The 23,537-nt window shown below is 64.0% G+C and carries 21 protein-coding genes; 10 read left to right on the top strand and 11 right to left on the bottom strand.

Annotated elements, in window-relative coordinates; translation table 11 throughout:
• Positions 1 to 9 precede the first annotated feature (9 nt).
• Entirely contained in the window at positions 10 to 945 is a 936-nt protein-coding gene (locus P2G67_RS08580; protein WP_275822034.1) for an AEC family transporter, read from the top strand.
• Between the two features lie 101 nt (positions 946 to 1,046).
• On the top strand, positions 1,047 to 1,805 hold the full coding sequence (locus P2G67_RS08575; RefSeq protein WP_275822032.1) for an SDR family NAD(P)-dependent oxidoreductase: 759 nt from the start codon (positions 1,047 to 1,049) through the stop codon (positions 1,803 to 1,805).
• A gap of 84 nt (positions 1,806 to 1,889) precedes the next feature.
• Here the strand turns inward: P2G67_RS08575 and P2G67_RS08570 are convergent, their stop codons facing one another.
• From P2G67_RS08570 to P2G67_RS08555, 4 genes are all read right to left on the bottom strand, one after another.
• Positions 1,890 to 2,174: a HigA family addiction module antitoxin gene (locus P2G67_RS08570; protein WP_275822030.1), complete on the bottom strand. Its 285-nt coding sequence runs from the start codon at positions 2,172 to 2,174 to the stop codon at positions 1,890 to 1,892.
• Between the two features lie 25 nt (positions 2,175 to 2,199).
• Positions 2,200 to 5,175 carry a type I restriction endonuclease subunit R gene (locus P2G67_RS08565; RefSeq protein WP_275822028.1) on the bottom strand — a complete coding sequence of 992 codons (2,976 nt, stop codon included), beginning with the start codon at positions 5,173 to 5,175 and terminating at the stop codon, positions 2,200 to 2,202.
• Positions 5,176 to 5,322: 147 nt separating this feature from the next.
• Positions 5,323 to 6,618 (bottom strand): restriction endonuclease subunit S, encoded by a 1,296-nt coding sequence (locus tag P2G67_RS08560; protein WP_275822026.1) that lies wholly within the window; start codon positions 6,616 to 6,618, stop codon positions 5,323 to 5,325.
• Between the two features lie 8 nt (positions 6,619 to 6,626).
• Entirely contained in the window at positions 6,627 to 8,666 is a 2,040-nt protein-coding gene (locus P2G67_RS08555; protein ID WP_275822024.1) for a type I restriction-modification system subunit M, read from the bottom strand.
• 230 nt (positions 8,667 to 8,896) lie between these two features.
• Between P2G67_RS08555 and P2G67_RS08550 the strand changes: the two genes are divergently transcribed.
• Complete coding sequence (locus tag P2G67_RS08550; protein WP_275822022.1) at positions 8,897 to 9,559, top strand: trimeric intracellular cation channel family protein; 663 nt, start codon at positions 8,897 to 8,899, stop codon at positions 9,557 to 9,559.
• Between the two features lie 6 nt (positions 9,560 to 9,565).
• Here the strand turns inward: P2G67_RS08550 and P2G67_RS08545 are convergent, their stop codons facing one another.
• The 7 genes from P2G67_RS08545 to P2G67_RS08515 form a co-directional block, all read right to left on the bottom strand.
• The gene (locus P2G67_RS08545) at positions 9,566 to 10,060 is read right to left on the bottom strand and encodes a DUF421 domain-containing protein (RefSeq protein ID WP_275822021.1); all 495 of its coding nucleotides are present in this window, start codon (positions 10,058 to 10,060) and stop codon (positions 9,566 to 9,568) included.
• 202 nt (positions 10,061 to 10,262) lie between these two features.
• Positions 10,263 to 10,505, bottom strand: coding sequence for a PA2433 domain-containing protein (locus tag P2G67_RS08540; RefSeq protein ID WP_275822019.1), 243 nt, complete (start codon positions 10,503 to 10,505; stop codon positions 10,263 to 10,265).
• Between the two features lie 349 nt (positions 10,506 to 10,854).
• Positions 10,855 to 11,442 carry a DJ-1/PfpI family protein gene (locus tag P2G67_RS08535; RefSeq protein WP_275822017.1) on the bottom strand — a complete coding sequence of 196 codons (588 nt, stop codon included), beginning with the start codon at positions 11,440 to 11,442 and terminating at the stop codon, positions 10,855 to 10,857.
• 67 nt (positions 11,443 to 11,509) lie between these two features.
• Entirely contained in the window at positions 11,510 to 12,478 is a 969-nt protein-coding gene (locus P2G67_RS08530) for a substrate-binding domain-containing protein (RefSeq protein ID WP_322099668.1), read from the bottom strand.
• A 31-nt stretch (positions 12,479 to 12,509) separates the two neighbouring features.
• The gene (locus P2G67_RS08525; protein ID WP_275822015.1) at positions 12,510 to 13,505 is read right to left on the bottom strand and encodes an ABC transporter permease; all 996 of its coding nucleotides are present in this window, start codon (positions 13,503 to 13,505) and stop codon (positions 12,510 to 12,512) included.
• Entirely contained in the window at positions 13,471 to 14,949 is a 1,479-nt protein-coding gene (locus tag P2G67_RS08520) for a sugar ABC transporter ATP-binding protein (RefSeq protein ID WP_322099667.1), read from the bottom strand. Before P2G67_RS08520 ends, P2G67_RS08525 begins: the two co-directional genes overlap by 35 nt.
• 110 nt (positions 14,950 to 15,059) lie before the next feature.
• Entirely contained in the window at positions 15,060 to 15,746 is a 687-nt protein-coding gene (locus P2G67_RS08515; RefSeq protein WP_322099666.1) for a GntR family transcriptional regulator, read from the bottom strand.
• 103 nt (positions 15,747 to 15,849) lie between these two features.
• Between P2G67_RS08515 and P2G67_RS08510 the strand changes: the two genes are divergently transcribed.
• The 7 genes from P2G67_RS08510 (at position 15,850) to P2G67_RS08480 (ending at position 23,506) form a co-directional block, all read left to right on the top strand.
• Positions 15,850 to 16,854, top strand: coding sequence for an Ldh family oxidoreductase (locus P2G67_RS08510; protein WP_275822010.1), 1,005 nt, complete (start codon positions 15,850 to 15,852; stop codon positions 16,852 to 16,854).
• A 25-nt stretch (positions 16,855 to 16,879) separates the two neighbouring features.
• Positions 16,880 to 18,079 carry an iron-containing alcohol dehydrogenase gene (locus P2G67_RS08505; RefSeq protein ID WP_275822008.1) on the top strand — a complete coding sequence of 400 codons (1,200 nt, stop codon included), beginning with the start codon at positions 16,880 to 16,882 and terminating at the stop codon, positions 18,077 to 18,079.
• Positions 18,080 to 18,098: 19 nt separating this feature from the next.
• The gene (locus P2G67_RS08500; protein WP_275822006.1) at positions 18,099 to 19,562 is read left to right on the top strand and encodes an NAD-dependent succinate-semialdehyde dehydrogenase; all 1,464 of its coding nucleotides are present in this window, start codon (positions 18,099 to 18,101) and stop codon (positions 19,560 to 19,562) included.
• Between the two features lie 70 nt (positions 19,563 to 19,632).
• Entirely contained in the window at positions 19,633 to 20,469 is an 837-nt protein-coding gene (locus P2G67_RS08495) for an alpha/beta hydrolase (RefSeq protein WP_275822004.1), read from the top strand.
• Between the two features lie 199 nt (positions 20,470 to 20,668).
• Positions 20,669 to 21,358: an FMN-binding negative transcriptional regulator gene (locus P2G67_RS08490; protein ID WP_275822001.1), complete on the top strand. Its 690-nt coding sequence runs from the start codon at positions 20,669 to 20,671 to the stop codon at positions 21,356 to 21,358.
• A gap of 256 nt (positions 21,359 to 21,614) precedes the next feature.
• Positions 21,615 to 22,466, top strand: a complete 852-nt coding sequence (locus P2G67_RS08485) for a transketolase (RefSeq protein ID WP_275821998.1) — start codon at positions 21,615 to 21,617, stop codon at positions 22,464 to 22,466.
• Positions 22,463 to 23,506, top strand: coding sequence for a transketolase family protein (locus P2G67_RS08480; protein ID WP_322099665.1), 1,044 nt, complete (start codon positions 22,463 to 22,465; stop codon positions 23,504 to 23,506). Before P2G67_RS08485 ends, P2G67_RS08480 begins: the two co-directional genes overlap by 4 nt.
• Positions 23,507 to 23,537: the final 31 nt, after the last annotated feature.

Genomic DNA, 23,537 nt, shown 5'->3' with positions numbered 1-23,537 from the left:
CGCCGCGTCATGGAAGCCATCGTCAATGTCGTCCTGCCGGTCTTTGCCATCATGGCCGCCGGCTATCTCAGCGGTCGCGCCGGCATCCTGGGGCAGGACTCCAGCCAGGCGCTGAACGGATTCGTCTACTACGCCGCCCTGCCCGCGCTTTTCTTCGGCTCGCTGGCGCGCACGCCCCTGGCCGACGTTTTCTACTGGGACTTCATCGCCGTTTTCGGCCTCGGCCTGCTGGCGATCTTCTTCCTGGCCGCGATCATCGCCCGCTTCGCCTTTCCCGGTGGGATCGAGTTCAACGCCATGCACGGCTTTTCGGCCATCTTCTCCAACACCGGCTACATGGGCGTGCCGCTGCTGCAGCTCGCCTTCGGGCAGGAGGGGGTGCTGCCGGCGGTGATCACCACCATCATCAACGGTGCCCTGGTGATCGTCGCCGGGGTGGTGGTGCTGGAGGTGGTGCGCGCTCAGGGCCAAGGCGCCCTGCAGGTGGTGCGCAAGGCCGGCGCCGGGGTGGGTAAGAACCCACTCTTCCTCTCAGCCGCCGCCGGTTTGCTCTGGTCCTGGGGCGGGCTGCCCCTGCCCGCCTCGGTGGGCAACTTCATGGACATCCTGGGCGCCGCCGCGGGCCCTTGCGCGCTTTTTGCCATCGGGCTCTTCATGGTGGGCAAGTCGCTGCGCGCCGGGCTGGGTGAGGTCTTGTGGATCTGCCTGCTGAAGCTGGTGGCCTTGCCGGCCCTGGTGGCCTGGCTGGCGCTGGTGGTTTTCGAGCTGGAGCGGGTCTGGGCCTTCTCCGCGATCATCCAGGCGGCCCTGCCCATCGGTGCGCTGATGTTCGTGCTGGCTTCGAGCTACGAGGTCTATGTCCAGCGCGCCACCTCGGCCATTCTGCTCTCCACCCTGCTCTCTCTGGTCACGCTGTCCCTGCTCTTTTTGCTGCTGGGGGTGTGAGGCCATCCCCCTTGCACAGGCGTGACCGGATGGCCGGGGGCGTGCTATAGGCGCGGCCAGCTTTTTGCAGGAACTTTCCCACAGGATAAGGAAGACAGCTCATGGACGTGAAAGGACTGGCCGCGATCGTCACCGGCGGCGGCTCCGGCATGGGGGCGACCACCGCCCGGGCCTTGGCAAAGGCCGGCGCCAAGGTGGCGGTACTCGACATCAACGAGGAAGGCGTCAAGCGCGTGGCCGAGGAGATCGGCGGCCTCGGCTTCCGCTGCGACGTCACCAGCGCCGAGCAGGCCGAGGCGGTGATGGCCGAAGCGCGCGAGAAGCACGGGCCGGCCCGGGTGCTGGTCAACTGCGCCGGCGTCGCCCCGGCCAAGCGCATCGTCGGGCGCAACGGCCCCATGCCGCTGGAGGACTTCCGCAAGGCCGTCGAGATCAACCTGGTGGGCAGCTTCAACATGCTGCGCCTGGCCGCCGCCGAGATGCTGGGCGCCGAGCCGGTGAACGAGGACGGCGAGCGCGGCCTGATCGTCAACACCGCCTCCATCGCCGCCGGCGAGGGCCAGTTGGGCCAGGTCGCCTATGCCGCCTCCAAGGCCGGTGTGGTCGGCATGATGCTGCCGGCCGCGCGCGAGTTCGCCAAGTCCGGCGTGCGCGTCATGACCATCGCGCCGGGGCTCTTCGCCACGCCGATGCTGCTCAATATGCCCGAAGAGGTGCAGGAAAACCTCGCCAACCAGGTGCCCTTCCCCAAGCGCTTCGGCAAGGAGGAGGAGTTCTCCAGCCTGGTCATGCACATCCTGGCCAACCCCATGCTCAACGCCGACAACATCCGCCTCGACGGCGGCATGCGCATGCAGTGACGCCCACGCCCCCGCCGGCTTGATGGTACGGTCGGCGGGGGTGATTGCTGTACATCGAGCAATTCTCCTAAAGGCAGATCCGCTTTACGCAGCCCTGGTCGGCAACTGCCGGATGGCCGCGCCCTTTTCCCGCTGCGCGACGGCCAGCTCGAATTGCGCTTGCAGGTTCAGCCAGAACTGCGGGTCCACGCCGAACCAGTGACCAAAGCGCAGCGCCGTATCGCCGGTGATCGCGCGCTTGCCGGCGATGATCTGCGAAATGCGGTTCGGCGGCACCTCGATCTGGCGCGCGAACTCCGTGGACGTAACATCGGCGGCTTCCAGCTCCTCCTTGAGGACCTCGCCGGGGTGCACGGCTCTCATGAGCATGAGGCGGCTTCCTTCTCAGTCATAGTCAAGCATCGGGCCGCCCCGGTTCCTCGCGCACCTCGCGCAGGGCGCGGGCGAAGAAGTGGCGGGTGAGTTGGCCGCGGACTTCTGGGTCGGACAGCAGGATATTCTTCATCTCGCCGTCGCGCTGAAAGAGCTGGATGAGGCCGCGGAAGAAGGCCTGGTCGAAGGCGCTGTAGACCACGTCGGGTGGATTGTTGCGCAGCATCTCTGTCATGTCCGCGTCGAGGACGTCGCGCTTCACCGTCTCGTAGCGCAGAAAGTCCTCCTCGCTGAACTGCGCCCCGTGCCGCTCATTGAAGGCCTGGATGATGTCCGAGAGGGAGCGCTTTTCGTCTTCGCTGTAGGGCTTGGCGCCGAATTCGGTGATGGGCGGCAGGGGTTCCGCCATGCCGCGGGCGAGTGAGGCGTTGCCGGCTTCCTGCTGCTCCACCTTGAAGGCGTGCAGGCGCAGCATCTCGTCGGTGATCTCGATGTCCGGCGGCACCTCGCGGTCGGGCAGCAGTGTCAGGAGCAGGTGGCCATAGGCGTGAAGCTTTTCCAGGTCCGTGTCCTGCAGGCGCACCACCTGGGCCACGAAGCTGTAGTAGCGCGTGAAGCTCTTGAGAAGCTGGCGGAACTCCTCCTGCCGCCCCTCGTCCTCCTCCATCTCGAATCGCTGCACCGCGTGGCGCACCAGCCCGCTCAGGCGGGCGCGGTCGCTGCTATCCAGCAGTCCCTTAAAAAAGTTCTGGGCAAAGCGCTCCACCTCCGCGCGGTCGATGATCCCGAAGCGGCGCAGCCGCGCCTCCAGGGCGTAGACCTGGTTGGGATCCGAGGTTTCTTCCAGCGCGGCGGCCTCGAAGAAGGGTTTGAAGGCTTCCTGGATGTCCTCGATGGAGTTCTGGAAGTCGAGGATGTAGGTCCGCTGCTTGCCCGCCATCGTGCGGTTGAGGCGGGAGAGCGTCTGCACCGCCTGCAGGCCGGCCAGCTTGCGGTCGACGTACATGGCGCAGAGTTTGGGCTGGTCGAAGCCGGTCTGGTACTTCTCCGCCACCACCAGGATCTGATACTCCATCCCACCGAAGCGGCGCGGCAGTTCCGTCTCGGCAAAGCCGTTCACGGCGGCCTCGGTCCAGACCTCCCCGTCCAGCGTCTGCTCGCCGGAGAAGGCCACCAACGCCTGCAGGTCGCCATAGCCCTGCTCGGCGATGTAGTCGCGCAGGCTGAAGTAGAAGCGCAGGGCGTGCTCGCGGCTTTGCGTGACCACCATCGCCTTGGCGGCACCCTGGAGTTCGCGCTGCACATGGCGGCGGAAGTGTTCGACGATGACCTCGACCTTCTGCGCGATCGCGGTGGGATGCAGGGAGGCGAAGCGGGCGACCCGGCGCTGCGCCTTGCGGCCTTGCAGCTCGGGGTCGTCCTCGATGGCCTTTTCCAGCTCGTAGTAGGCCTTGTAGGTCATGTAGTTCTGCAGCACGTCGAGGATGAAGCCCTCCTCGATGGCCTGGCGCATGGAATAGAGGTGGAAGGGCCGGGGCAGCCCGTCGGGGCCCGGCGTGCCGAAGCGCTCCAGCGTCACGTTGCGCGGCGTGGCGGTGAAGGCGAAGTAGCTGATGTTGGGCTGCGGCCCGCGGCTCTGCTGATAGGCCGCGATCATGTCCTCCACATCCTCGCTGGAGTCCGCCTCGCGGGTCAGCGCTTCTGAGAGGGCCTGGGCGCTCTTGCCCGATTGAGAGCTGTGCGCCTCGTCCACCAGGATGGCGAAGCGGCGGTCCTGCTGCCCCGACACCTCCTCAAGGTGTTTGGTGCCGAATTTCTGGATCGTGGTGATGATGATGCGCGCGCCCTGCTGGATCGCCTGCTTGAGCTGGCGCGAGGTGCCGTCGATCTTCTTGACCACGCCCTTGGTCTGCTCGAACTGGGCGACGGTGTTCTGAAGCTGGCGGTCGAGCACGATGCGGTCGGTGATGATGATGACCGTGTTGAAGATTGGTTGGTCTGCTTCGTCGTGCAGCGTGATGAGCTGGTGCGCGGTCCAGCCGATGGTGTTGGACTTGCCGGAGCCGGCGGAGTGCTGGATCAGATAGTTCTGCCCCGGCCCCTGGGCCCGCGCGTGGGCCAGCAGCTTCGTCACCGCGTCGAGCTGCTGAAAGCGCGGGAAGATCAGGGTTTCCTTGCCGTCCTTCTCCAAATGGAGGAAGCGGCCGATGATCGACAGCCAGGTCTCCCGCCCGAAGACAGCCTTGCCCTCGGGCAGATCGCGGTAGAGGTAGGCGATGCGGAATTCGTCCGCCACCGGCGGGTTGCCGGCCCCGCCCTCCGCGCTGCCGCGGTTGAACGGCAGGAAGCGCGTGCGCCCGTTCAACAGGCGCGTGGTCATGGAGACATTGTCTTCATCGGCCGCGAAGTGCACCAACGCGCCGCGCTTGAAGGTGAGCAGCGGCTCCCCGGCCGGCGAGCGATCGCTTCTGTACTGCTTTTCGGCGTTCCTGAAGCTCGAGCCGGTGGGCAGGTTCTTCAGCTCCAGGGTCGCAACCGGCAGGCCATTGACGAAGAGCGCCAGGTCGATGGCGTTCTCGTTCCGGCGGCTGTAGCGCACCTGGGACATTACGCTCAGGATGTTCGCCTCGTAGAGCCGGGTGAGCGCCGGGTTGAGGTTGGAGGCCGGCTGGAAGAAGCAGAGCGCAAAACGAATGTTGGGCACCAGCTTCAGGCCGTGGCGCAGCACCCCCAGCGTCCCGCGATCCTTCAGCGCGCGTTCGAGCTGCTTGAAGAACTCGGCCTCGGCGCTGGCGCCGTACTGCGCCGTGAGCTTCTCCCAGGCCTCCGGCTGGGTCGCCTGCAGGAAGCGCAGCACCAGCTCCCGGTCCAGGGCCAGCGCCCGGTCGAAGACCTCGGGCGGCCGCGCCTCATAACCCTGCTCCGCCACCAGCCGGTCCAGGATATGGTCTTCCAGCACCGCCTCGCGATGGATGCTGCTGGCGCTTCGTGCTCTCATCTCCCCCTCCCCCGATCAAAACACGATCAAGAACGATACAGAGGCACAAGCAATTGAGACTGTTGATATTTTCTACTCATTCTAGCCCCCGTTTCCCTGTAGTCTTTGTTCCAATCAAAACCTGATCAGATTGCCTCACGTCTCCCGTCAGGCCGGAGCGGTCGCAACGCTCAGCCCTGCCGTCATATCTTTTTGAATCTCGTCCAGCCGCCGATCCGCCTCACCGCGCCGGCCCCAGGTGGCAACGTCGATCTGGCCGGTGACGGCGGCGGTGATGAGCGCGGAGCGGAACTCGCGGAGGCGGTTAGTATGCAACTCGACCTTACTGCGAAGTTGGGAGCGCTTAGCTTCCTGTTGCTTTAGCCGGCCTGCGATTTTCCGCTGTAGATCCTCCGGCGGCGTCGGAACGAACACGCGCTTAAGATCGAAGATGTTGATCCCCCGAACAGCAGCACCAAGCGAGCGTGCTTCAAGCGGGTGGAAGACTGCCGAGGAAAGCAGAGCAAAGCGCAGCCATTCATGGTCTACGCCGTCTCTTGGTGCAATACGAGCGGCGTCCTGAGTCAGATTGGCGCCATGAATCTCCGGAGGTACAATTTCAACGTCCCCGATACCGCCGCGGATAGAAATAACAAGATCGCCTGATTTCAAACGCGACCGAGCGTAGGCGCTCTCAATCTCAACTGTTGTTCGGCAAAGGCGGGCCGGGTGAAGCCGCCCCGGCTTCACATCGCCTCCCTTAACGATCATGGGACCATCTTCCATGTTTGGTCCCGGCAGCACTATGCCGTACATGATCGGGCGCTTTGGGTCAGTAAGGTACTTTAGGCGCACCTTGCGCCACTCGCGAGGCAAATGCTCCCAGTCTGGACTTTGGGGAAAGATGATGTGATTCAGTGTCGCAGACCAATGTTCATCGGCAATGCTTAGAAACCGCTGCTTCTTCTCGATCAACTGATCGATGCGGGCGGTCTCGCGGTCGAGGAAATCCGCGATGGCCTTTTGGGTGGGGAGATCAGGCAAGAACAGTCGGATGTTCTTCATGTCTGCGTAACGCGTTGTCCAAAGATCGGCAACGATACCGTGCCCCCAGCGGTAGAACTCCTCTTGAAATGCCCGTGAGCGCAGTAAGTGGTGTGCGAAGCTCGGATGAACACCCTTCGGCTTGAGTACGATACTGATCAACGATACCGATCCGTCGTAATCTGAAACTCCTCCTGAGCCTTTGCGGTCAGATCGGCTGTTGATGACGTAGTCTCCGGTCTTCACCAGTTTCCGATTATCGCCGTCATCTGACTTAGCAGCAGTTTCGAGCTGTGGGACGATGCCATTCATGGTTACGGAAAGCGGTGGAAAATCTTTGTCGCTGACTTTCTCCTTGCGCTCGTCAAATAACTGCCCCAGGCGATAGAGGCGCCATCCTCGGGGCTCGTGCAGAGTCATAATGTCCCTCACGCCGCCACCTCCTTCAGCAGCCCGGCGATCTCGGCTTCGAGCTGCTTCAGTTCGGCGTCGATCTCCGCCAGCGGCCGCGGCGGGACGTACTGATAGAAATAGCGGTTGAAGTTGATCTCGTAGCCGACGCGCCCCACATCGCCGTCGCGGGCGTCGCGGTGGCTTTCGTCGACCCAGGCGTCGGGCACGAAGGGTGTCACCTCGCGCGCCATGTAGTCGCGCCAGTCCTCGGTCAGCGGCACCAGCTCGCTGTCCCGCAGTTCGGGGTCAGGCTCCGGGTTGCCGTCTTTGTCTGTGCAAACCTCGGCCTCCTCGTCGCGCTCCGAAAGCGCGGAGAGGATGGCCTTGCGGGTTGGCGCGGCGAGCTTCACGCCCTCGGCCGCCAGGGCCTTCTTCAGGGCCTTTTCGAAAGCCGGCCGCTGGGTGAAGAGCCTGTCGCCCAGGGCCAGCAGGATCACCTCGATCTCCTCGCGCTCGTCTTCGGAGAGCTTGAGGAAGGCCTTCTCTTCCCGCAGGCGGGCGATGCGCTCGGGGCTGGCCCGGAAGTTCAGGCGCAGGGGCCGCTCCACCCGGATCTCGCGATAGCCGAAGTCGGTGGTGGCAAAGACCTTGGAGACCGCCCGGTCTGCGCCCTCGCCCTCCGCGCCCTCGCCTTCTGGCATTTCGTTGTAGAGCCGCAAAATCTCCCGCCGCGCCTCCTCGGGAATCTCCCGGCGCTTGGAGCCCAGCGACTTGCGCAGCGGCTTCCAAAAGCGCTCCCCACTGGCGTCGATGAGCTGCACCTTGCCCTTGCGCTCGGGCGCCTTGCGGTTGCTCAGCAGCCAGACGTAGGTCTGGATGCCGGTGTTGTAGAAGAGGTCGGTGGGCAGGGCGATGATCGCCTCGACCCAATCCTCCTCCAGCATCCAGCGGCGGATCTCGCTCTCGCCCGAGCCGGCGCCGCCGGTAAAGAGCGGCGAGCCGTTCATGACGATGCCGATGCGCGAGCCGGTCTCGTCGACACGCATCTTGGAGATCATGTGCTGCAGGAAGAGAAGCTGCCCATCGGACACGCGCGGCAGGCCGGCGCCGAAGCGGCCGGCAAAGCCCTGCTCCGCCGCCTCGGTCTTGATCGCGTCCTGATACTTCTTCCAGTCCACACCATAGGGCGGATTGGAGAGCATGTAGTGGAAGTCGGTGCCGGCGTGGGCGTCGTTGGTCAGCGTGTTGCCAAACGCGATCTGCTGCGGGTTGTGGCCGGTCACCAGCATGTCGGACTTGCAGATGGCGAAGGATTCCGGGTTCAGCTCCTGGCCGTAGAGCTCGACCCGGACCTTGCGCGCATTGGCCTTGGCGATGGCTTCTTCGGCGAGCGCCAGCATGCCGCCGGTGCCGCAGGCCGGATCATAGACCCGGCGGATGACGCCGCTGCCGCTCAAGCCCTCGTCGCCGGCAATCAACAGCTCCACCATGAGGCGCACCACCTCGCGCGGCGTGAAGTGCTCACCGGCGGTCTCGTTGGAAATTTCCGAAAAACGCCGGATCAGCCCTTCGAAGAGGTAGCCCATCTCGATGTTGGAGATCACCTCCGGGTGCAGGTCGATCTGGCAAAAGCGCTCGAAGACCTGCCAGAGCAGCCCGGCCTCCTTCAGGCGCTTGAGCTGGTCGGTGAAGAGGAACTTGTCGAGGAAGATGTCGCGGATGTTGGGCGAGAACTTCGTGATGTAGTCCAGCAGGTTGTCGTGGAGCTGGGTCGGGTCCTGCCCCTTCAGGCTTTCGAAGGTGAAGCGGCTGGTGTTGTAGGCGCGGATGCGCGCGCCCGCCGCCTCGAAGAGGATCAGGTCGCGGCTGTCGGGATCGATGTCCTCGGGCAGGGAGGCGTCAGTCGCGCGCACTGCCTCCTTACTGCCCTCCAGCAGACAATCCAGCCGGCGCAGCACCACGAAGGGCAGGATGACCTTGCCGTACTCCGACTGCTTGAAGTCGCCGCGCAGGATCTCCGCCACCGACCAGACGAAGGAGTCCAGGCTCCGGATGTCCGCTTCGTCCCTGCTCATCGTCCCTGCCCGCTCCACTGTCGCTTTGATCGGCTCCCCCGGCCGTAAACTCCGCCCTTCCGGGGCCGGGTGCAAAGCGCCGGATCGTCAGGCAAGGTAAGGCTTTACGGCGCAAAAGTGTAGCCACCTTTTCGACCTGACGGTGTGTATGCTGCGGGCAAGCTCGCCTGGTAAGAAGCGCCCGGCTAGAGCAAGGGAGAAACCGCCGTGGCAGTGGAAGCGGGGGCCTGATGATCGGCATTGAGACTCTGGTCAATCTGCTCGACCTGGGCGGCACCTTCGTGTTCGCGATCAGCGGTGCGCTGGCGGCGGTCAATCGCCGGCTCGATATCTTCGGCATCCTGGTGCTGGCCTTCGTCGCCGGCAACTTCGGGGGGATCACCCGCGATCTGCTGATCGGCGCCGTGCCGCCCGCCGCGCTCAGCCACGAACGCTATCTGCTGGCCTCAATCATGGCCGGGCTGATCACCTTCTTCTCCTACTCCGGTGTCAAGCGCCTGCGCAGCCCGGTGCTGCTTTTCGATGCGGTGGGGCTATCGGTCTTCGCGGTTGCCGGCGCCGGGAAGGCGATCGAGTTCGGGCTCAACCCCGTGATGGCCGCGCTGCTGGGCATGGTGACCGGGATCGGCGGCGGCATGATGCGCGACCTGCTGCTGATGGAAATCCCGCAGGTCCTGCGCTCGGACCTCTACGCGCTTGCCGCCCTGGCCGGCGCCGCCGTCGTCGTCATCGGGCACGAACTGGCCCTGCCCTACGGCGTCGCGGCGCTGGCCGGCGGGCTGCTGTGCTTCACCCTGCGCTTCATGGCCATCCGCTACGCCTGGCGCCTGCCGGTCGGGCATTTCTCCGCCCGCGAGCGCGCTAAGGCCGGGAAGGATGAGGAGGAGCAGTGAAGGGGGTCAGGAGGCTGACGCTGCCAAGAAACTCACGCTGATCGTGCCGTCGCTTTCGAGCACGAGGCTCTCCACTTCGGAAACCGAGTGCCCGCCCTGGGAGCGAATGGCGCTGATCGCCTCATCCTGCGTCACGCGCTCGCGCTTCATGGACTGCGCGCAAAACGCGCCGTTGCGCGCAAGCAGCGCCGGCTCCGAGCGCACCGCGGCGGCAAAGCGCTGTGAGCGCACCGAAAAGGAGGCGACGAGGTACTGGGCGAGGATCAGCAGGGCGAGCGCCGTCGCCCCCTCGGCGAGAGCGACCGATTCCTGCAGCACGATGGCCGACAGGGTCGAGCCGAGCGCCACCGTCACCACGAGGTCGAAGGCGTTGAGCTTGGCGAGCGTCCGCTTTCCCGAGATGCGCAGGAACAGCACCAGCGTCACATAGGCGAGCGCGCCCACCAGCACGGTCCGGACAATCCCTTCCCAGTCCTGAAAGAACATCGCCGCGATGTCCATGATCTCGGTTCTCCTGCCGGTGGAGCCTGTCTCATTCAAAGTGATGGGAGTTTAACGGGACGCGGGGCCCCGGGCGACTTCACACAAGCCTCAACCAGGCTGCCCCCGAGGCGCCCGGATCATTTCACGCGGGAGCAACGCCCCGGAGCAGAGTTGGTGGCCGCTCCACTCCGGGACGTGCGTCAAGTCTTTGCGTCAAGTCTTACAGCCCGAGGATGTCCTTGGCCTCGCCGAGAGCGGCCTCGGAGCCGGCGTGGTCGCCGGCCTCGTGCAGTTCCTCGCCTTCCTGCCGGAGCTCCGTCACGCGCTGACGCTCGTCCTCGGACAGGTCCGCGCTCGGCAGTGCCTGGTCGATCTCCTCCATCATCGAGGGACACTGATGCGCCAGGGCGGCGCCGCCGGACAGTGCAAGCACAAAGGCGGACGTGAAAATGATGCCTCGCATAGCAAGCCTCCGTTCGTTCGGGACCGCTTATCGGTCCACTGCCCGCATTCTACGGGCACATAAATCAGACGGAGATTCGCGCGGAAGGTTCCGTGACAAGCGCAGCGTCTCTAGCAACCACTGGCCCGTCGAGGGTCATCAGCACCTCCAACGGCGATACCCCCACCAGTGGGCATCCTGGCGCTGAGCGAGGCGGGGGTGTAGGGGGACCGGACATTATCGGTGTCTCGGCGAAATCAGCGTGAACAAATCAAAAAGCCCCTTGCGGGGGTCCGCGAGGGGCTTGCTTGATTGGGTGAGGGTGGTTGGAGGCAGATCAGCTGGAATGGCCCATCGAGGGCGAGGCCGCTCAGCTATGGGTGATCTTGGTCCCCAGCACGTTCAGGCATTCGCGCATGAAAGCCGCCAGACCGGTCCAGCCCTTGGCTGAGACCATGTTGCCATCGACATAGGCTTCCGTCGGTCCGACATCGATGAAAATGCCGCCCACGGCCGTGACCTCGGGTTCGCACGCTCCGAGACCCGCAACCTTCCGTCCTTCGAGAACGCCCGGTACCGCCATCAGAATCTGCACGCCGTGGCAGATCGTGAAGATGGGCTTGCCGGTCTCGTGGAAGTGGCGAACCATATCCTGAATCCGCTTGTCGGTCCGGATGTATTCGGGACCGCGACCGCCCGCAGCGTAGACGGCGTCATACTCCGCGAGATTCACTTCCGAGAAGGTTTTATTGATCTCGGCGTAATGACCGAGCTTCTCGGTGTAGGTCTGGTCGCCCTCGAAATCGTGCAGCGACGTCTTGATGAGGTCACCTGCCTTCTTGTCGGGGCAGACGACATGGACGGTGTGCCCCACGGCCTCCATGCCCTGCTGGAATACGTAAATCTCATACTCCTCGGTGAACTCACCCGTGAGCATCAGGATCTTCTTGCCGCTCATCGCGGATCTCCCATCAAGTGTCGGATAGGGTGACACCCGGCCGGAGCCGGGTGTCACTCGGGTTGGTTCAGAACGGAGAATCGGGGAAGTAGAACTGCTCCGCATTCTCCGGCGTGATCAGTGGCGCATCCAGCAGGAAGGAACCGCGCATCGGCGCCTGGCCGTTGAACTGGCCGACAGTCATGTAGATTGCCGACTTGATCATGGACGGCGGATAGGGCGTCGAGATCGGTGTGCGCTCGTCTTCCGCCATCACCAGTTCGATAACCTCCTTCATGCCGTTGCCGCCAAGCGCGAACTTGATGTCATCCCGTTCGGCCTGATCGACGGCCTCGATGACGCCCAGGAGCATATCATCGTCGTTGGCCCAAACGGCGTCGATGTTCGGGTACTTGGCGAGGTAGTCCTGCATCAGGGTGAACGCCTCGTCCTGGTTCCAGTTGGCGTACTGGATGTCGAGGATTTCAATGTCCGTCTCGGCAATAACCTCAGAGAAACCCTGAATGCGCTCGTCGTCGATGACCGTCGGAATGCCGCGCAGCACCACGATCTCGCCCTCGCCGCCGAGTTGATCGGCAAGCCAATGCGCCGTGTTGGCGCCCACGGCGATGTTGTCGCCCGCAACATAAAGATCCTGGACCGAGGTGTCGCTCAGCCCACGATCCACGACGGTGATGAAGGTGCCGTTGGACTTCACCTGCTCGACCGGTCCGGTCAACTCCTCCGAGGTGAACGGCAGGATGACGAGGGCGTCCAGATCCCGGGTGGCGGAGAGGTCTTCCAGTGACGAGACCTGTGCCGTCGCCGAGGAGGCGGTCGACAAGACAATGTCGATGTTGGGGAACGCGGCCTCGATTTCCTTTTCGGCCTGTTCGGCGTGATAGACGACACCGCCGGTCCAGCCATGCGTCGCCGCGGGGATCGACACGGCGATCGTGATATCACTCTCCTGTGCGCTGGCCGCTCCGAACGACATGGCGCAGGTGAGAGCGATGACGGAAACAAGTGTTCCCGTCCTTGTGGTGGCATACTTCATCTTTTCCTCCCTTGTGGTCGTGCCGCTGTTGTCAGCGACTGCTGGTAAAACGGTGCGCAAGCATGGCGATGATGATGATCGCGCCCTGCACCGCGGCCACGAGGTATTCGGAGACCATGTCCGATAGGACCATGACGTTCGCGATAACCTCGAGGATGAGCGCGCCGGCGACGGAGCCCCAGATTCGCCCCCTGCCGCCGCGCAAAAGAGTGCCGCCGATGACGACGGCCGTGATGACTTGAAGCTCCCAGAGCTGACCCGTCGTCGGCGTGGCAGCGCCTAGGCGCGGGACGTAGCAGATCGCCGCAACACCGACGCAAAGTCCCTGGATCACATAGGCAAGGGTTCGCACCCGGCTGACGTTGACCCCCGAGAAACGTGCCACTTCGGCGTTCGAGCCGACCGAGGTCAGGCGGCGACCGTACTTCGTGCGGTAAAGCAGGAAGGCGCCCAGCAGGACGACGGCGAGCGTGATGAGAACAGGATAGGGAATACCCAGGAAATCACCGAAATAGACCGGCCGGTAGGCCTCGCGCAGGCTGCGGTCGATCGGCAGCGAGCCGCCGTCGGACATGAAAGTGATAAAGGCGCGAAAGATACCCATCGTCCCGAGCGTGACGATGAAGGGTTCTATTCGTCCAACGGTAATGATGAGGCCGTTGAAGAGCCCGCAGAGCCCCCCCACCACCAGCGCGACGCCGGCCCCCATGACAATGGCCCAACTGCCATAGGACGGTGCCAAGCCGTTCATTGTCATGATCATGATGCCGGTAACGAAGGCCATCATCGACCCAACCGACAGATCAAGGCCACCTGATGAGATCACAAAGGTTGCGCCCACCGCGATGATGGTGATGAAGGCACTGCGGGTGATGACGTTGATCAGATTGGCCGAAGAGGCAAAATTCGAGTTGATCAGAATGCCAATGAACACGATCACGCCCAGCGCAATGAAGGGCGCCAGGTCGGCCCAGCGGATGCGACGTTTCTCTTCAGCTGTCGCGACGGGTGCGGCCGCTGTGGTCATGTAAATCCTCCCCTGTGCTGCCGTGCGCGCCTGAGGTGGCGGCGTAGACAACATTCCCTTCGTTGATTTCGCCACCCGACAGCTCGGCGACGATTCTCCCCGCGCGCATCACCAGGACCCGGTCGGCAAGCCCCACCAGTTCCTGCATTTCCGACGAGATAACGATGCAGGCTTTGCCGGCACGCACCATCGCGTCGATGAAATCGTAGATCTGACTCTTGTTGCCGATGTCGATGCCGCGCGTCGGCTCATCGATGATCACCACGGAGGGATCGGTCATCATAAGCTTGGCCAGAAGCAGCTTCTGCTGGTTGCCTCCGGAAAGCTTGCCGGCTTCGAGCGTTAAGGAGCGAACACGGATGTCATAATCCGCGACCGCCTTGCGCAGGGCCGCCAACTCGGCGCGCCGGTCAAGTATGGTTGCCGGATTGACGGCCTCCAGCGCCTGCAAGGTCAGGTTCGGCGCAAGCTTCTCGTCGAGGAGCAGGCCTTTGCCCTTGCGGTCTTCGGTCAGATAGACAAGTCCGGCCTCCATCATCGAAGCGACAGAGCGATGGGAGATCTCGCGGCCGTTCACGACGACGCTTGCCGCCTGCGACGAGCGCAGCCCCATCAGACCCTCGATCAACTCGGTGCGGCCGGATCCGATCATGCCACCGAGGCCGAGCACCTCGCCGGGACGAACGGCGAAGGAGGCCTTCTGCGCGCCCTGATCCACCTCCAGATCGGTGACCGAAAGCAGAGGTTCCTCCGACGTGGCCGCGCGCTTGTTTGGGTAAAGCATATCGAGCTCTCGCCCGACCATGAGTTCCGCCATCTGACGCTGGTTCAGTTCGGCTGCAGGCCAGGTGCCGATCATCCGCCCGTCGCGCAGCACCGTCACCCGATCGGCGAGCGTTTGAATCTCGTCGAGACGATGGGAGATGTAGAGCACCGCAACGCCGTGTTCGCGAAGGCCGCGAATGATGTCGAGCAATGCCGCGACCTCGTCATTGGCCAGCACCGCGGTCGGTTCGTCAAAGATCACGACCTTGCGCTCATCCAGAAGCGCGCGGGCGATCTGCACCAGTTGTCGCTGCGCCAGCGGCAGATCCCCGACCCGATGGCGTGGTCGCGCGACAGAGCCGATCCGCGCCAGCAGTTCGGCAGCACGGCGGTTCATCGCCCGGTCGTCGACCATGAACCCACGGCGAAGCTCGCGGCCAAGAAAGATGTTCTCGGCGACCGTCAGATCATCGGCGAGCAGAATCTCCTGATGAACGAGGACAATTCCCGCGTTCTCCGCCTCAACGGAGTCCGCAAAGGCGAGCGGCTGTCCCTCCATGAGCAGGTCGCCGGCCGTGGGCGTCACATGCCCTGACAACAGCTTCATCAAGGTGGACTTGCCCGCGCCGTTCTCGCCGATGATCGCGTGTATCTCGCCGGCGCGGATATCGAGCGTCACATCGGACAGGACCGTGATCGCTCCGTAGGCCTTGCTCAGCCCTTCCGCGCGGAGCACCTCAGCGGCTGGCGCACGCGCATTCTTGGTTGCTGCCCTGTGCGCGAGTGAGTTCATTCGAAGGCCCAGAGGATACGGTCGCGTGAGCGTTCAATGTGCTCGCGCATAGCCCGGGAGGCCGCGTCTGGATCCTGTGCCCGGAAGGCTGCGAGCAGCTCCTCGTGCTCCTCAAGCGCCTCCTGAGTGACCCGGGTGTGGAACATCAGCCGGAAAATGTGCAGGTGCACATGCTGGCTGAACAGCGTGCTGCGAATCACCTCGTTTCCGGAAAGCCGCATGATGTCATCATGAAACTGGGCGTCTGCGCGCGCAAAGCGAGAATAGCGGGCATTCCTGTCTTCCGGAGCCCCATCGTGCCCCATGTCGGCGGCTGTCCCCTCCAACAGCGCCAGGGCCTCCGGCGTCATGTTGTGCACAGCCAGCCGCGCGGCCTCGGGCTCTAGCAACAGGCGAAAGGCATAGAGATCCTCGAACTGCTTGCGCGTCCATTGTGGCGCGGCGCTGTAGCCGATGAGGTGCTCCTTTCGCACCAAGCCTTCCCGCTCCAGCCGGCTGAGCGCTTCGCGCACCGGCGTTTGCGATACATCGAGCTCGCGGGCGAGCGCATCGATCGGGATGCGCGCCCCTGGCGCGATCTCCAGCGCCATCAGCCGGTGGTAGATGACGTCATGGACGCCGTCGACCACGCTGCTCGGCCTGACACTGGCCCGTCTGCCCTCGCGTTGCGCTGAAGAGGTCACACCCGGCTCTCTCGAAGACCTTCTTGACATACACCAAGCAATTGCACGTAGGATATCGAATGTCAAATACGATATCGTATATGATTTGATATAGGGTTTTGTTATGTTGCGATCTGCCGACGCGCTCAGACAGCTTGCCGTCACCTCATTGGAAAGGCGTGGTGCACCCTATGAAATGGCGCAACTGCAGGCTGACCTCTTGATCGAAGCCGAGCTGCGCGGCCTGCCCTCACACGGGCTGCAACGGCTGCCGCGCCTACTGGTGCGGATCGACAGGAAGCTCGCGGATCCCCGCGCCAGGGGCGCAAAATCCTGGAGCGGGCAAGGCTTCCTGACCATGGACGGACAAAGGGGCCTGGGACCGGTGGTCATGATGGAGGCCATGCGCGAACTCGAGGATGCCGTCGCCACCTGTGGCATCGCCGTCGCTGCGATCCGCAACGCCAACCATATCGGCATGCTCGCCTACTACGCCGAGGCGGCTGCAACGGCCGGATTGATCGGCATCATCATCTCGACCAGCGAAGCTCTGGTGCATCCTCACGGTGGCACACAGGCAATGTTGGGGACCAATCCGATTGCCGTTGGCATCCCGGCGGGCAAGGAACCCTTCATCCTCGATCTCGCCACCAGCGTCGTGTCGATGGGCAAGATCCACAATCACGCCCTGCGTGGCGCTCCCATCCCTGCCGGTTGGGCAGTCGATGCGGCCGGCCGCCCGACGACCGACCCCGAAGCAGCGAAATTCGGCGCCATCGCTCCCTTCGGTGGCGCCAAAGGCTACGGTCTCGGCCTCGCCTTCGAGCTCCTCGTGGCCACGCTGGCCGGTTCCAACGTCGCGCCTGAAGTACGGGGCACGCTGGACGATAGGCACCCGGCGACCAAAGGCGACCTGCTGATCCTCATCGACCCGAGGGCCGGCGCGGGCAACGCCGCGACATTGGCCGCCTATCTCGATCAGCTGCGCTCATCCCGCCCCGCCGATCCCGAAAGACCGGTCGCCATTCCCGGAGACGGATCGCGCGCGCGGCGCACCAAAGCGCTCTCATCCGGCATCCACGTGCCCGATGCGCTCTTGGACAGACTTTCGGCCCTCGCGGCCGCCTGAACTCTTGATGGAAGGAAAAAATGAGATGACCCTATTCGGCACCATCCGGGCCCCGGGTGAACTGGTTTTCGGTTCGGGCCAACGACGGTCCTTGGGCAGGATTGCCAAGAAGTTTGGCGAGCGAGCACTCGTCATAACCGATGCTCGGCTGGTGGCGGATGCGCAGTTCCAGGACATGGTGGCGCAGCTCGAGAAGGCGGGCCTTGCAGTGCGGGTCGACGGCTCGACGCCTCCGGACGTCCCGGTCGAGGCGGCTCTCGCCAGCGCGGGCGCCGCGCGCGACTTCTCGCCGGATCTGGTTATCGGTGTCGGTGGCGGGTCCTGTCTCGACATGGCGAAGGCCGTTGCCGTTCTGCTGACCCACGGCGGCAAGCCGCAAGACTATTTCGGCGAGTATAACGTCCCAGGCGCGGTGATGCCGATCATCGCCGTTCCCACCACCGCCGGCACGGGTTCGGAGGTCACCCCGGTGGCGGTGCTCTCCGACAGCGAGCGCAACCTCAAGGTCGGCATCTCGAGCCCCTATATCATTCCGGCGACCTCGATCTGCGATCCCGACCTGACACTCACCTGCCCGCCGAGCCTGACCGCGATCGCCGGCGCGGATGCGATGACACACGCGCTTGAAGCTTTCACCGCCGTACGCCGTGAAGCGGTCCCCGGCATCGCACAGGAGCGCGTTTTCGTCGGCAAGAACGCCTTCTCGGATCATTTCGCGCTCAGAGCCATCTCCCTGCTGTGGCAGGGTCTGGAAGCCGCCTGCACGAACGGCGCCGACGCCGCCGCCCGGGAGAAGGTGATGATGGGCGCCACCCTGGCAGGGCTTGCCTTCGGCGTCGCCGGCACCGCCGCAGCCCACGCCATCCAATACCCCGTGGGCGCCCTCACCCACACGGCCCACGGAGCCGGGGTGGCCTGTCTCATGCCCTATGTCATGAGATGGAATGCGCCTGAGATCACGCCCGAGCTCGCCGAAATCGCCGCGGTTACCGGACTTGGCAGCGCAGAGGAGGTGATTCCCGCCATCGCGGCCTTATTCGCCCGCATCGGCATTCCCACGACGTTGCGCGAACTGGGCCTCGAGGAAAACCGCGTCGACTGGGTCGCCGAACAGAGCTGCGGCATCGCACGGCTGATCGAAAACAACCCGCGCCCTCTGCCCCAGCCCGACATGCGCAGGCTGGTCGCCGCCGCCTACAGCGGCGACGTCTCACTGCTCAACTGATTTCCAGAGGTCCGGAATAATGACAATAAAGACAAGAACATCCGGCTATGCCGATCCTTCCCTGCACGCCCAGGGGCTCTATATCGGCGGCAAGTGGGAAAAGGGTTCCGGCATCGCCGTCGTCGATCCCTCAAGCGGCGACAGTCTGGCCGACGTGCCGGACGCCTCGGTTGAGGACGCACTTCGCGCCGTCGACGCGGCCGAGGCTGCCGCGTCCGGCTGGCGCGCGACCGCGCCCCGGCAACGCTCCGAAATCCTGCGCCGCTGGTTCCAGTTGATGAGCGAGCACGCCGAAGAGCTTGCCACTTTGATCTCGCTTGAGAACGGCAAGGCCCTTTCTGATGCGTGCGGCGAGGTCGCCTATGCGGCCGAGTTCTTCCGCTGGTACGCGGAGGAGGCCACCCGCCTTCCCGGGGAGTACAGGCATACGCCCTCGGGCTCGCACCAGATTCTGGTTGATCACGAACCCATTGGCATCTCGCTGCTGATCACGCCCTGGAACTTCCCGGCAGCCATGGCCACGCGCAAGATCGGGCCCGCGCTGGCGGCAGGCTGCACCGTCATCCTGAAGCCCGCCTCGGAAACGCCGCTGACAGCCTATGCCATGGCGCGTCTGGGCGAAGAGGCCGGCGTGCCCCCAGGGGTCGTTAATGTGCTGACCACCACCAGTCCCGGGCCCGTCACCAGCGCCGTGCTTGCCGATCCGCGGGTGCGCAAACTCTCCTTCACCGGGTCCACCGGGGTGGGCCGTCTGTTGCTTGCGGAGGCGGCAAAGACGGTGGTGAGTTGCTCGATGGAGCTTGGGGGCAATGCGCCCTTCCTTGTTTTCGACGATGCGGATCTCGAGGCCGCGCTTGATGGTGCGATGGTCGCCAAGATGCGCAACGCGGGCGAGGCCTGCACCGCGGCCAATCGTTTCTACGTGCAGGCCGGCATTCACGACGCCTTTGTCGCGGGTCTCACAGAGCGTATGGCAGCTCTGAAAATCGGTGCAGGTTATGATCCGGAGACCCAGTGCGGACCGATGATCACCCCAAAGGCGGTGGAGAAGATCAACCGGCTGGTCGGGGACGCCATCGCCCTTGGTGCGCGGGCGACGACCGGCGGCGCGCCGCTGCCCGGCAGCGGGTATTTCTATCCGCCAACGGTTCTGGAGAACGTGCCGGTCGATGCCGCCATCGCCAGCGAGGAAATCTTCGGGCCGGTCGCGCCGATCTACCGCTTCGAGACCGAGGGGGAGGCCATCCGCCTTGCAAACAACACCGACTACGGCCTCGCCGCCTATGTCTACAGCCAGGATCTCGGGCGCGCGATGCGTGTCGGCAGCCGGATCGACAGCGGCATGCTCGGCATCAATCGCGGCTTGATGTCCGACCCCGCCGCGCCTTTCGGTGGGGTCAAGCAAAGCGGTATCGGCCGCGAGGGCGGCGTGACGGGCATTCAGGAGTTTGTGGAAGCCAAGTACTACGCTGTAGAGTTTTAGCGCGGGCGGCACGGTCGAGCGCCAATTCCGCTGGCCGTGCCGAGACCGCTTACATCTTTTGGGGGGCCATGTGACCAAAACCGACTTGTACCGCATTCGCGATTTCGTACCTGAGTTCGACGAGATCGCCGCCGAATTCTCGGCGCGCAGCCGCGCCCTCGAGCGCCACGCGACGATGCGCAGCGACATCGCCTATGGCAGTCGTCCACGTGAGACGCTGGACATCATCTTTCCCGAGACCTCTCCCAGCGACGCACCGCTGCATGTCTTCGTACACGGCGGCTATTGGCGCTCGGGCGAAAAGGCGGACTACCGCTTCGTCGCCGAACCGGTGCTGGCTGCCGGCGGGATAGCCGCGCTGGTGGAATATGACCTTATGCCGGGGCAGCGACTCCCAACCCTGGTCGATCAGGTCCGGCGCGCACTGCTCTGGCTGCAAAACCACGCGGCGGAACTGGGTGCCGCAGCGGAACGCATCACCGTCAGCGGCCACTCAGCCGGCGCTCACCTTGCCTCCTATCTCGCGGCGACCGGCGTCGAGGAGGTCACACCTGCCCTGCCCCATCTCAAGGGTCTGCTGCTGCTCAGTGGGATCTACGACCTCTCGGGCATTCCCGACAGCTTCCTCAAGAACGAGGCCGAGATGAGCCGCGAGGAAGCAGCCGCCTGGTCACCACTCGACGCTAAACAGCATGAGGGACCGCACCGCATCATCGCCTATGGCGCCGAAGAAACGCCGCCCTTCCACGAACAAGCTGGCGCCCTGCACGACAGGCTCGCTGCACAAGGGCAACCGGCGGAGCTTCTGGCCCTGCCAGGCTGCAACCACATGAACATCCTGCTCGAACTTGGGGATAGAAACAGCGCGCTTGGGGCAAGGCTGCTTGAGCTCATGTCTGCACGATAACCAAAGGCAAAACCGCGCTGATTCCCCGTTGATGGCAATGGCACTGACTCAGGTTGGCAGCTTTGCGAGCACAAGCCGCCAGACTGGAAGCCCTGGATGATGTACTTGGAGATGTCGGCGGCATCGGCGCTCGGCTTCGACCCTCACGCCGTTCGATGCTATGGCTGGACTGGACCAAGAAAGCGGAGCACCGAGACTCATGCACATCGTTCGTCCAGCCTTCCGGATGGAAGAACAGGCGGCGCTCGCGTTTGCCGCTGAGCGGGGCTTCGGCCTGGTGGTTACAGCCGGGCCCGACGGCCCGGTCGGCTCGCATGTTCCCTTTGTGCTCCGCGAAGAGGCGCATGGCGTGGTCGCGCAGATGCACTTCACGGCCCAGAACCCCTTGATCGCCCTGGCCGACGGCCGGCGTCGCTTCCTGCTGGCCGTGACAGGTGGCGATTCTTACGTCTCCAACGACTGGTACGTTTCCGCCGATCAGGTCTCTACTTGGCTCTACGAAGCGGTGCATCTGTCTGGCGTCGCCAGCCAGCGCCCCCTGACGGACAACCGCAACCACGGCGACGACCTCCTTGCCGTTGCCGAAGCGCGCCTGCCGAAGGCGCCCTGGTCACTCAGCTCCATGGAGCCTGGCAAGCGCGAGACCATGCTGAACGGCATTCGGGTGGTCGAGATCGCTGTCGATCGTATAGAAGGGCAATCCAAACTGAACCACCACAAGCCCGATGCGGACCACGTTGCGGTCGCCAATCACCTCGCCAAGCAGCCCTCGACCGCCGCCCGGGAGCTGGCTGCCAAAATGCGCGCGTTGCGACCGCATCTCGACTATGCGGCGCCAAAAGGTGAGGCCGCGGTGGGGGAGAGGGAGCCTGGAAAGGCGGCGGGGTGAAGGGGAGAATGAGTAGCGCCACTACTTGAGCAACGGCCTGCTCGCAGAGGTTTGGTTGCCCGGCGAGAAGCGGTTCGATCGACGCGCACCCGCGTGCCGGCCGCCGTGGTGGCGATCGAGCGCGGTCAAGTTCGGGCAGACCGAGCACACTTTGTTAGCTCACCTAACAAACCCTGAAAGAAATAATAAATTTCTCCCGCGGCATCGCATGTTATGCGTGTGGAAACGGTCAAGATGCCAAAAGGGAGACCCTTAGATGCCAGCAGGGCGCGCCAGCGCGGCATCCAACGTATCGCTCGAGCTGCGAGCGTGGAACATTCGCCGCAAGGCACTTCTTATGGGTGAGGTTCAGGGCCAAGGCTACATCGGCCAAGCCCTCGGCATAGCCGATGTTCTCGCCGCCAGCTATTTCCACGCCTTGGAGTACCGAGCGGAAGATCCCGAGTGGGAGGGGCGTGACCGCTTTCTGCTCTCGATCGGCCACTACGCAATCGCGCTCTACGCCGTGCTTATGGAAGCCGGCATCCTGCCGGAAGAGGAGTACGAGACCTACGGCATGGATGACAGTCGGATGCCCATGTCCGGCATGGCATCCTATACCCCCGGCATGGAGATCACCGGCGGTTCGCTGGGTCATGGACTGGGCGTCGCCGTGGGTATGGCATTGGGGCTCAAGCGCAAGCAGAGCCCGGCCTTCGTCTATAACCTCATGTCCGACGGCGAGTTGGGAGAAGGCTCGACCTGGGAAGCTGTGATGTCGGCGGTCCAGTGGAAACTGGACAACCTGATCTGCCTCGTGGACTTCAACAACCAGCAGGCCGACGGCAAGCCGACCGACGCGTTGGCACAGGGCGAGGAAGCGAAGAAGTGGGAAGCCTTCGGCTGGCATGCCCAGCGCGTGGACGGCAATGACCTGGAAGCCGTCGTCGCCGCCTTCGATGCAGCCCGGGAAACGGACCACCCGGGCCCCCGCGTGATCATCTTCGACACCACCATGTGCAAGGGCGTCGATTTCCTGGAGAGCCGAGAGATCACCCACTTCGTACGCGTCGAGCCTGACGAGTGGGCCAAGGCGCTTGCGGTGCTGGAGAAGGGGAAGCCGCTATGACTCTCGCATCGATGAAGCGCAAGTACGAGCCGCGCCGGGTCAAACTGGGTCCAGACGGCAAGCCGATCGCCACCTCGGCGATGATCGCCTCCCTCTCTGCGGAAGGCTACGACACCGTCGCCGCGCCCTTCGGTCACGCTTTGGTGGAAATGGCGCGCAAGGACGAGAAGATCGTCGGCCTGAGCGCGGACCTGGCGAAGTACACTGATCTGCACATCTTTGCTCGAGCCATGCCTGATCGCTTCCACCAGATGGGGATGGCCGAGCAGCTCCTGATGTCGGCCGCGGCCGGGCTTGCGCGCGAGGGCTTCAACCCATTCGCCACCACCTATGCCGTCTTCGCAGCGCGGCGGGCCTATGACTTCATCGCCATGGCCATCGCGGAGGAAAACCTCCCGGTTAAGATCGTCTGCGCGCTCCCGGGCCTGACCACCGGATATGGCCCCAGCCATCAGGCGACGGAGGACCTGGCGATCTTCCGCGGTCTGCCCAACATGACGATCATCGACCCCTGTGATGCGGACGACATCATGGGCATGGTGCCGCAGATCGCCGCGCACGACGGGCCGGTCTACTCCCGCCTCCTGCGCGGCAAGGTTCCTTCGGTCCTGACCCGTCATAAGCCAGACTACAAGTTTCAGCTGGGCAAAGCACAAGTGATCCGAGACGGCCAGGACGTCCTCATCATCTCCACCGGCTTCATGACCATGCGCGCGCTCGATGCAGCCGAACGGCTCGCGGCAGATCGGATCGAAGCCGCCGTGCTGCACGTGCCGACCATCAAACCTCTCGACATCGAGACGATCCTGGCCGAAGCCCGCAAGGAGGGGCGGCTGGTCGTCACGGCAGAAAATCACAGCGTCGTGGGAGGTCTTGGAGAAGCCGTGGCCAGCACCCTGCTCACGAACCGCGTCACACCTTCATTCCACATGATCGGCCTGCCGGACCAGTTCCTGGAAGCAGGAGCCCTGCCGACACTCCACGAAATGTATGGACTGAGTGTGGATCGGGTAATCGAACAGATCAAAAGTTGGCTCTGACCTCAGCATGATCCGACGCATTCAACGAAGC

The organism is Aquibaculum arenosum, from assembly GCF_029222965.1.
Lineage (GTDB): Bacteria > Pseudomonadota > Alphaproteobacteria > Kiloniellales > DSM-21159 > Aquibaculum > Aquibaculum arenosum.
Note: the sequence above shows the minus strand (reverse complement) of the source record. Positions and strands in the feature narration are given on the sequence as shown.

Coding starts and splice junctions, on each gene's coding strand:
- P2G67_RS08580 (WP_275822034.1), top strand. CDS start 10: ATGGAAGCCATCGTCAATGTCGTCCTGCCGGTCTTTGCCATCATGGCC.
- P2G67_RS08575 (WP_275822032.1), top strand. CDS start 1,047: ATGGACGTGAAAGGACTGGCCGCGATCGTCACCGGCGGCGGCTCCGGC.
- P2G67_RS08570 (WP_275822030.1), bottom strand. CDS start 2,174: ATGCTCATGAGAGCCGTGCACCCCGGCGAGGTCCTCAAGGAGGAGCTG.
- P2G67_RS08565 (WP_275822028.1), bottom strand. CDS start 5,175: ATGAGAGCACGAAGCGCCAGCAGCATCCATCGCGAGGCGGTGCTGGAA.
- P2G67_RS08560 (WP_275822026.1), bottom strand. CDS start 6,618: ATGACTCTGCACGAGCCCCGAGGATGGCGCCTCTATCGCCTGGGGCAG.
- P2G67_RS08555 (WP_275822024.1), bottom strand. CDS start 8,666: ATGAGCAGGGACGAAGCGGACATCCGGAGCCTGGACTCCTTCGTCTGG.
- P2G67_RS08550 (WP_275822022.1), top strand. CDS start 8,897: ATGATCGGCATTGAGACTCTGGTCAATCTGCTCGACCTGGGCGGCACC.
- P2G67_RS08545 (WP_275822021.1), bottom strand. CDS start 10,060: ATGGACATCGCGGCGATGTTCTTTCAGGACTGGGAAGGGATTGTCCGG.
- P2G67_RS08540 (WP_275822019.1), bottom strand. CDS start 10,505: ATGCGAGGCATCATTTTCACGTCCGCCTTTGTGCTTGCACTGTCCGGC.
- P2G67_RS08535 (WP_275822017.1), bottom strand. CDS start 11,442: ATGAGCGGCAAGAAGATCCTGATGCTCACGGGTGAGTTCACCGAGGAG.
- P2G67_RS08530 (WP_322099668.1), bottom strand. CDS start 12,478: ATGAAGTATGCCACCACAAGGACGGGAACACTTGTTTCCGTCATCGCT.
- P2G67_RS08525 (WP_275822015.1), bottom strand. CDS start 13,505: ATGACCACAGCGGCCGCACCCGTCGCGACAGCTGAAGAGAAACGTCGC.
- P2G67_RS08510 (WP_275822010.1), top strand. CDS start 15,850: ATGTTGCGATCTGCCGACGCGCTCAGACAGCTTGCCGTCACCTCATTG.
- P2G67_RS08505 (WP_275822008.1), top strand. CDS start 16,880: ATGACCCTATTCGGCACCATCCGGGCCCCGGGTGAACTGGTTTTCGGT.
- P2G67_RS08500 (WP_275822006.1), top strand. CDS start 18,099: ATGACAATAAAGACAAGAACATCCGGCTATGCCGATCCTTCCCTGCAC.
- P2G67_RS08490 (WP_275822001.1), top strand. CDS start 20,669: ATGCACATCGTTCGTCCAGCCTTCCGGATGGAAGAACAGGCGGCGCTC.
- P2G67_RS08485 (WP_275821998.1), top strand. CDS start 21,615: ATGCCAGCAGGGCGCGCCAGCGCGGCATCCAACGTATCGCTCGAGCTG.
- P2G67_RS08480 (WP_322099665.1), top strand. CDS start 22,463: ATGACTCTCGCATCGATGAAGCGCAAGTACGAGCCGCGCCGGGTCAAA.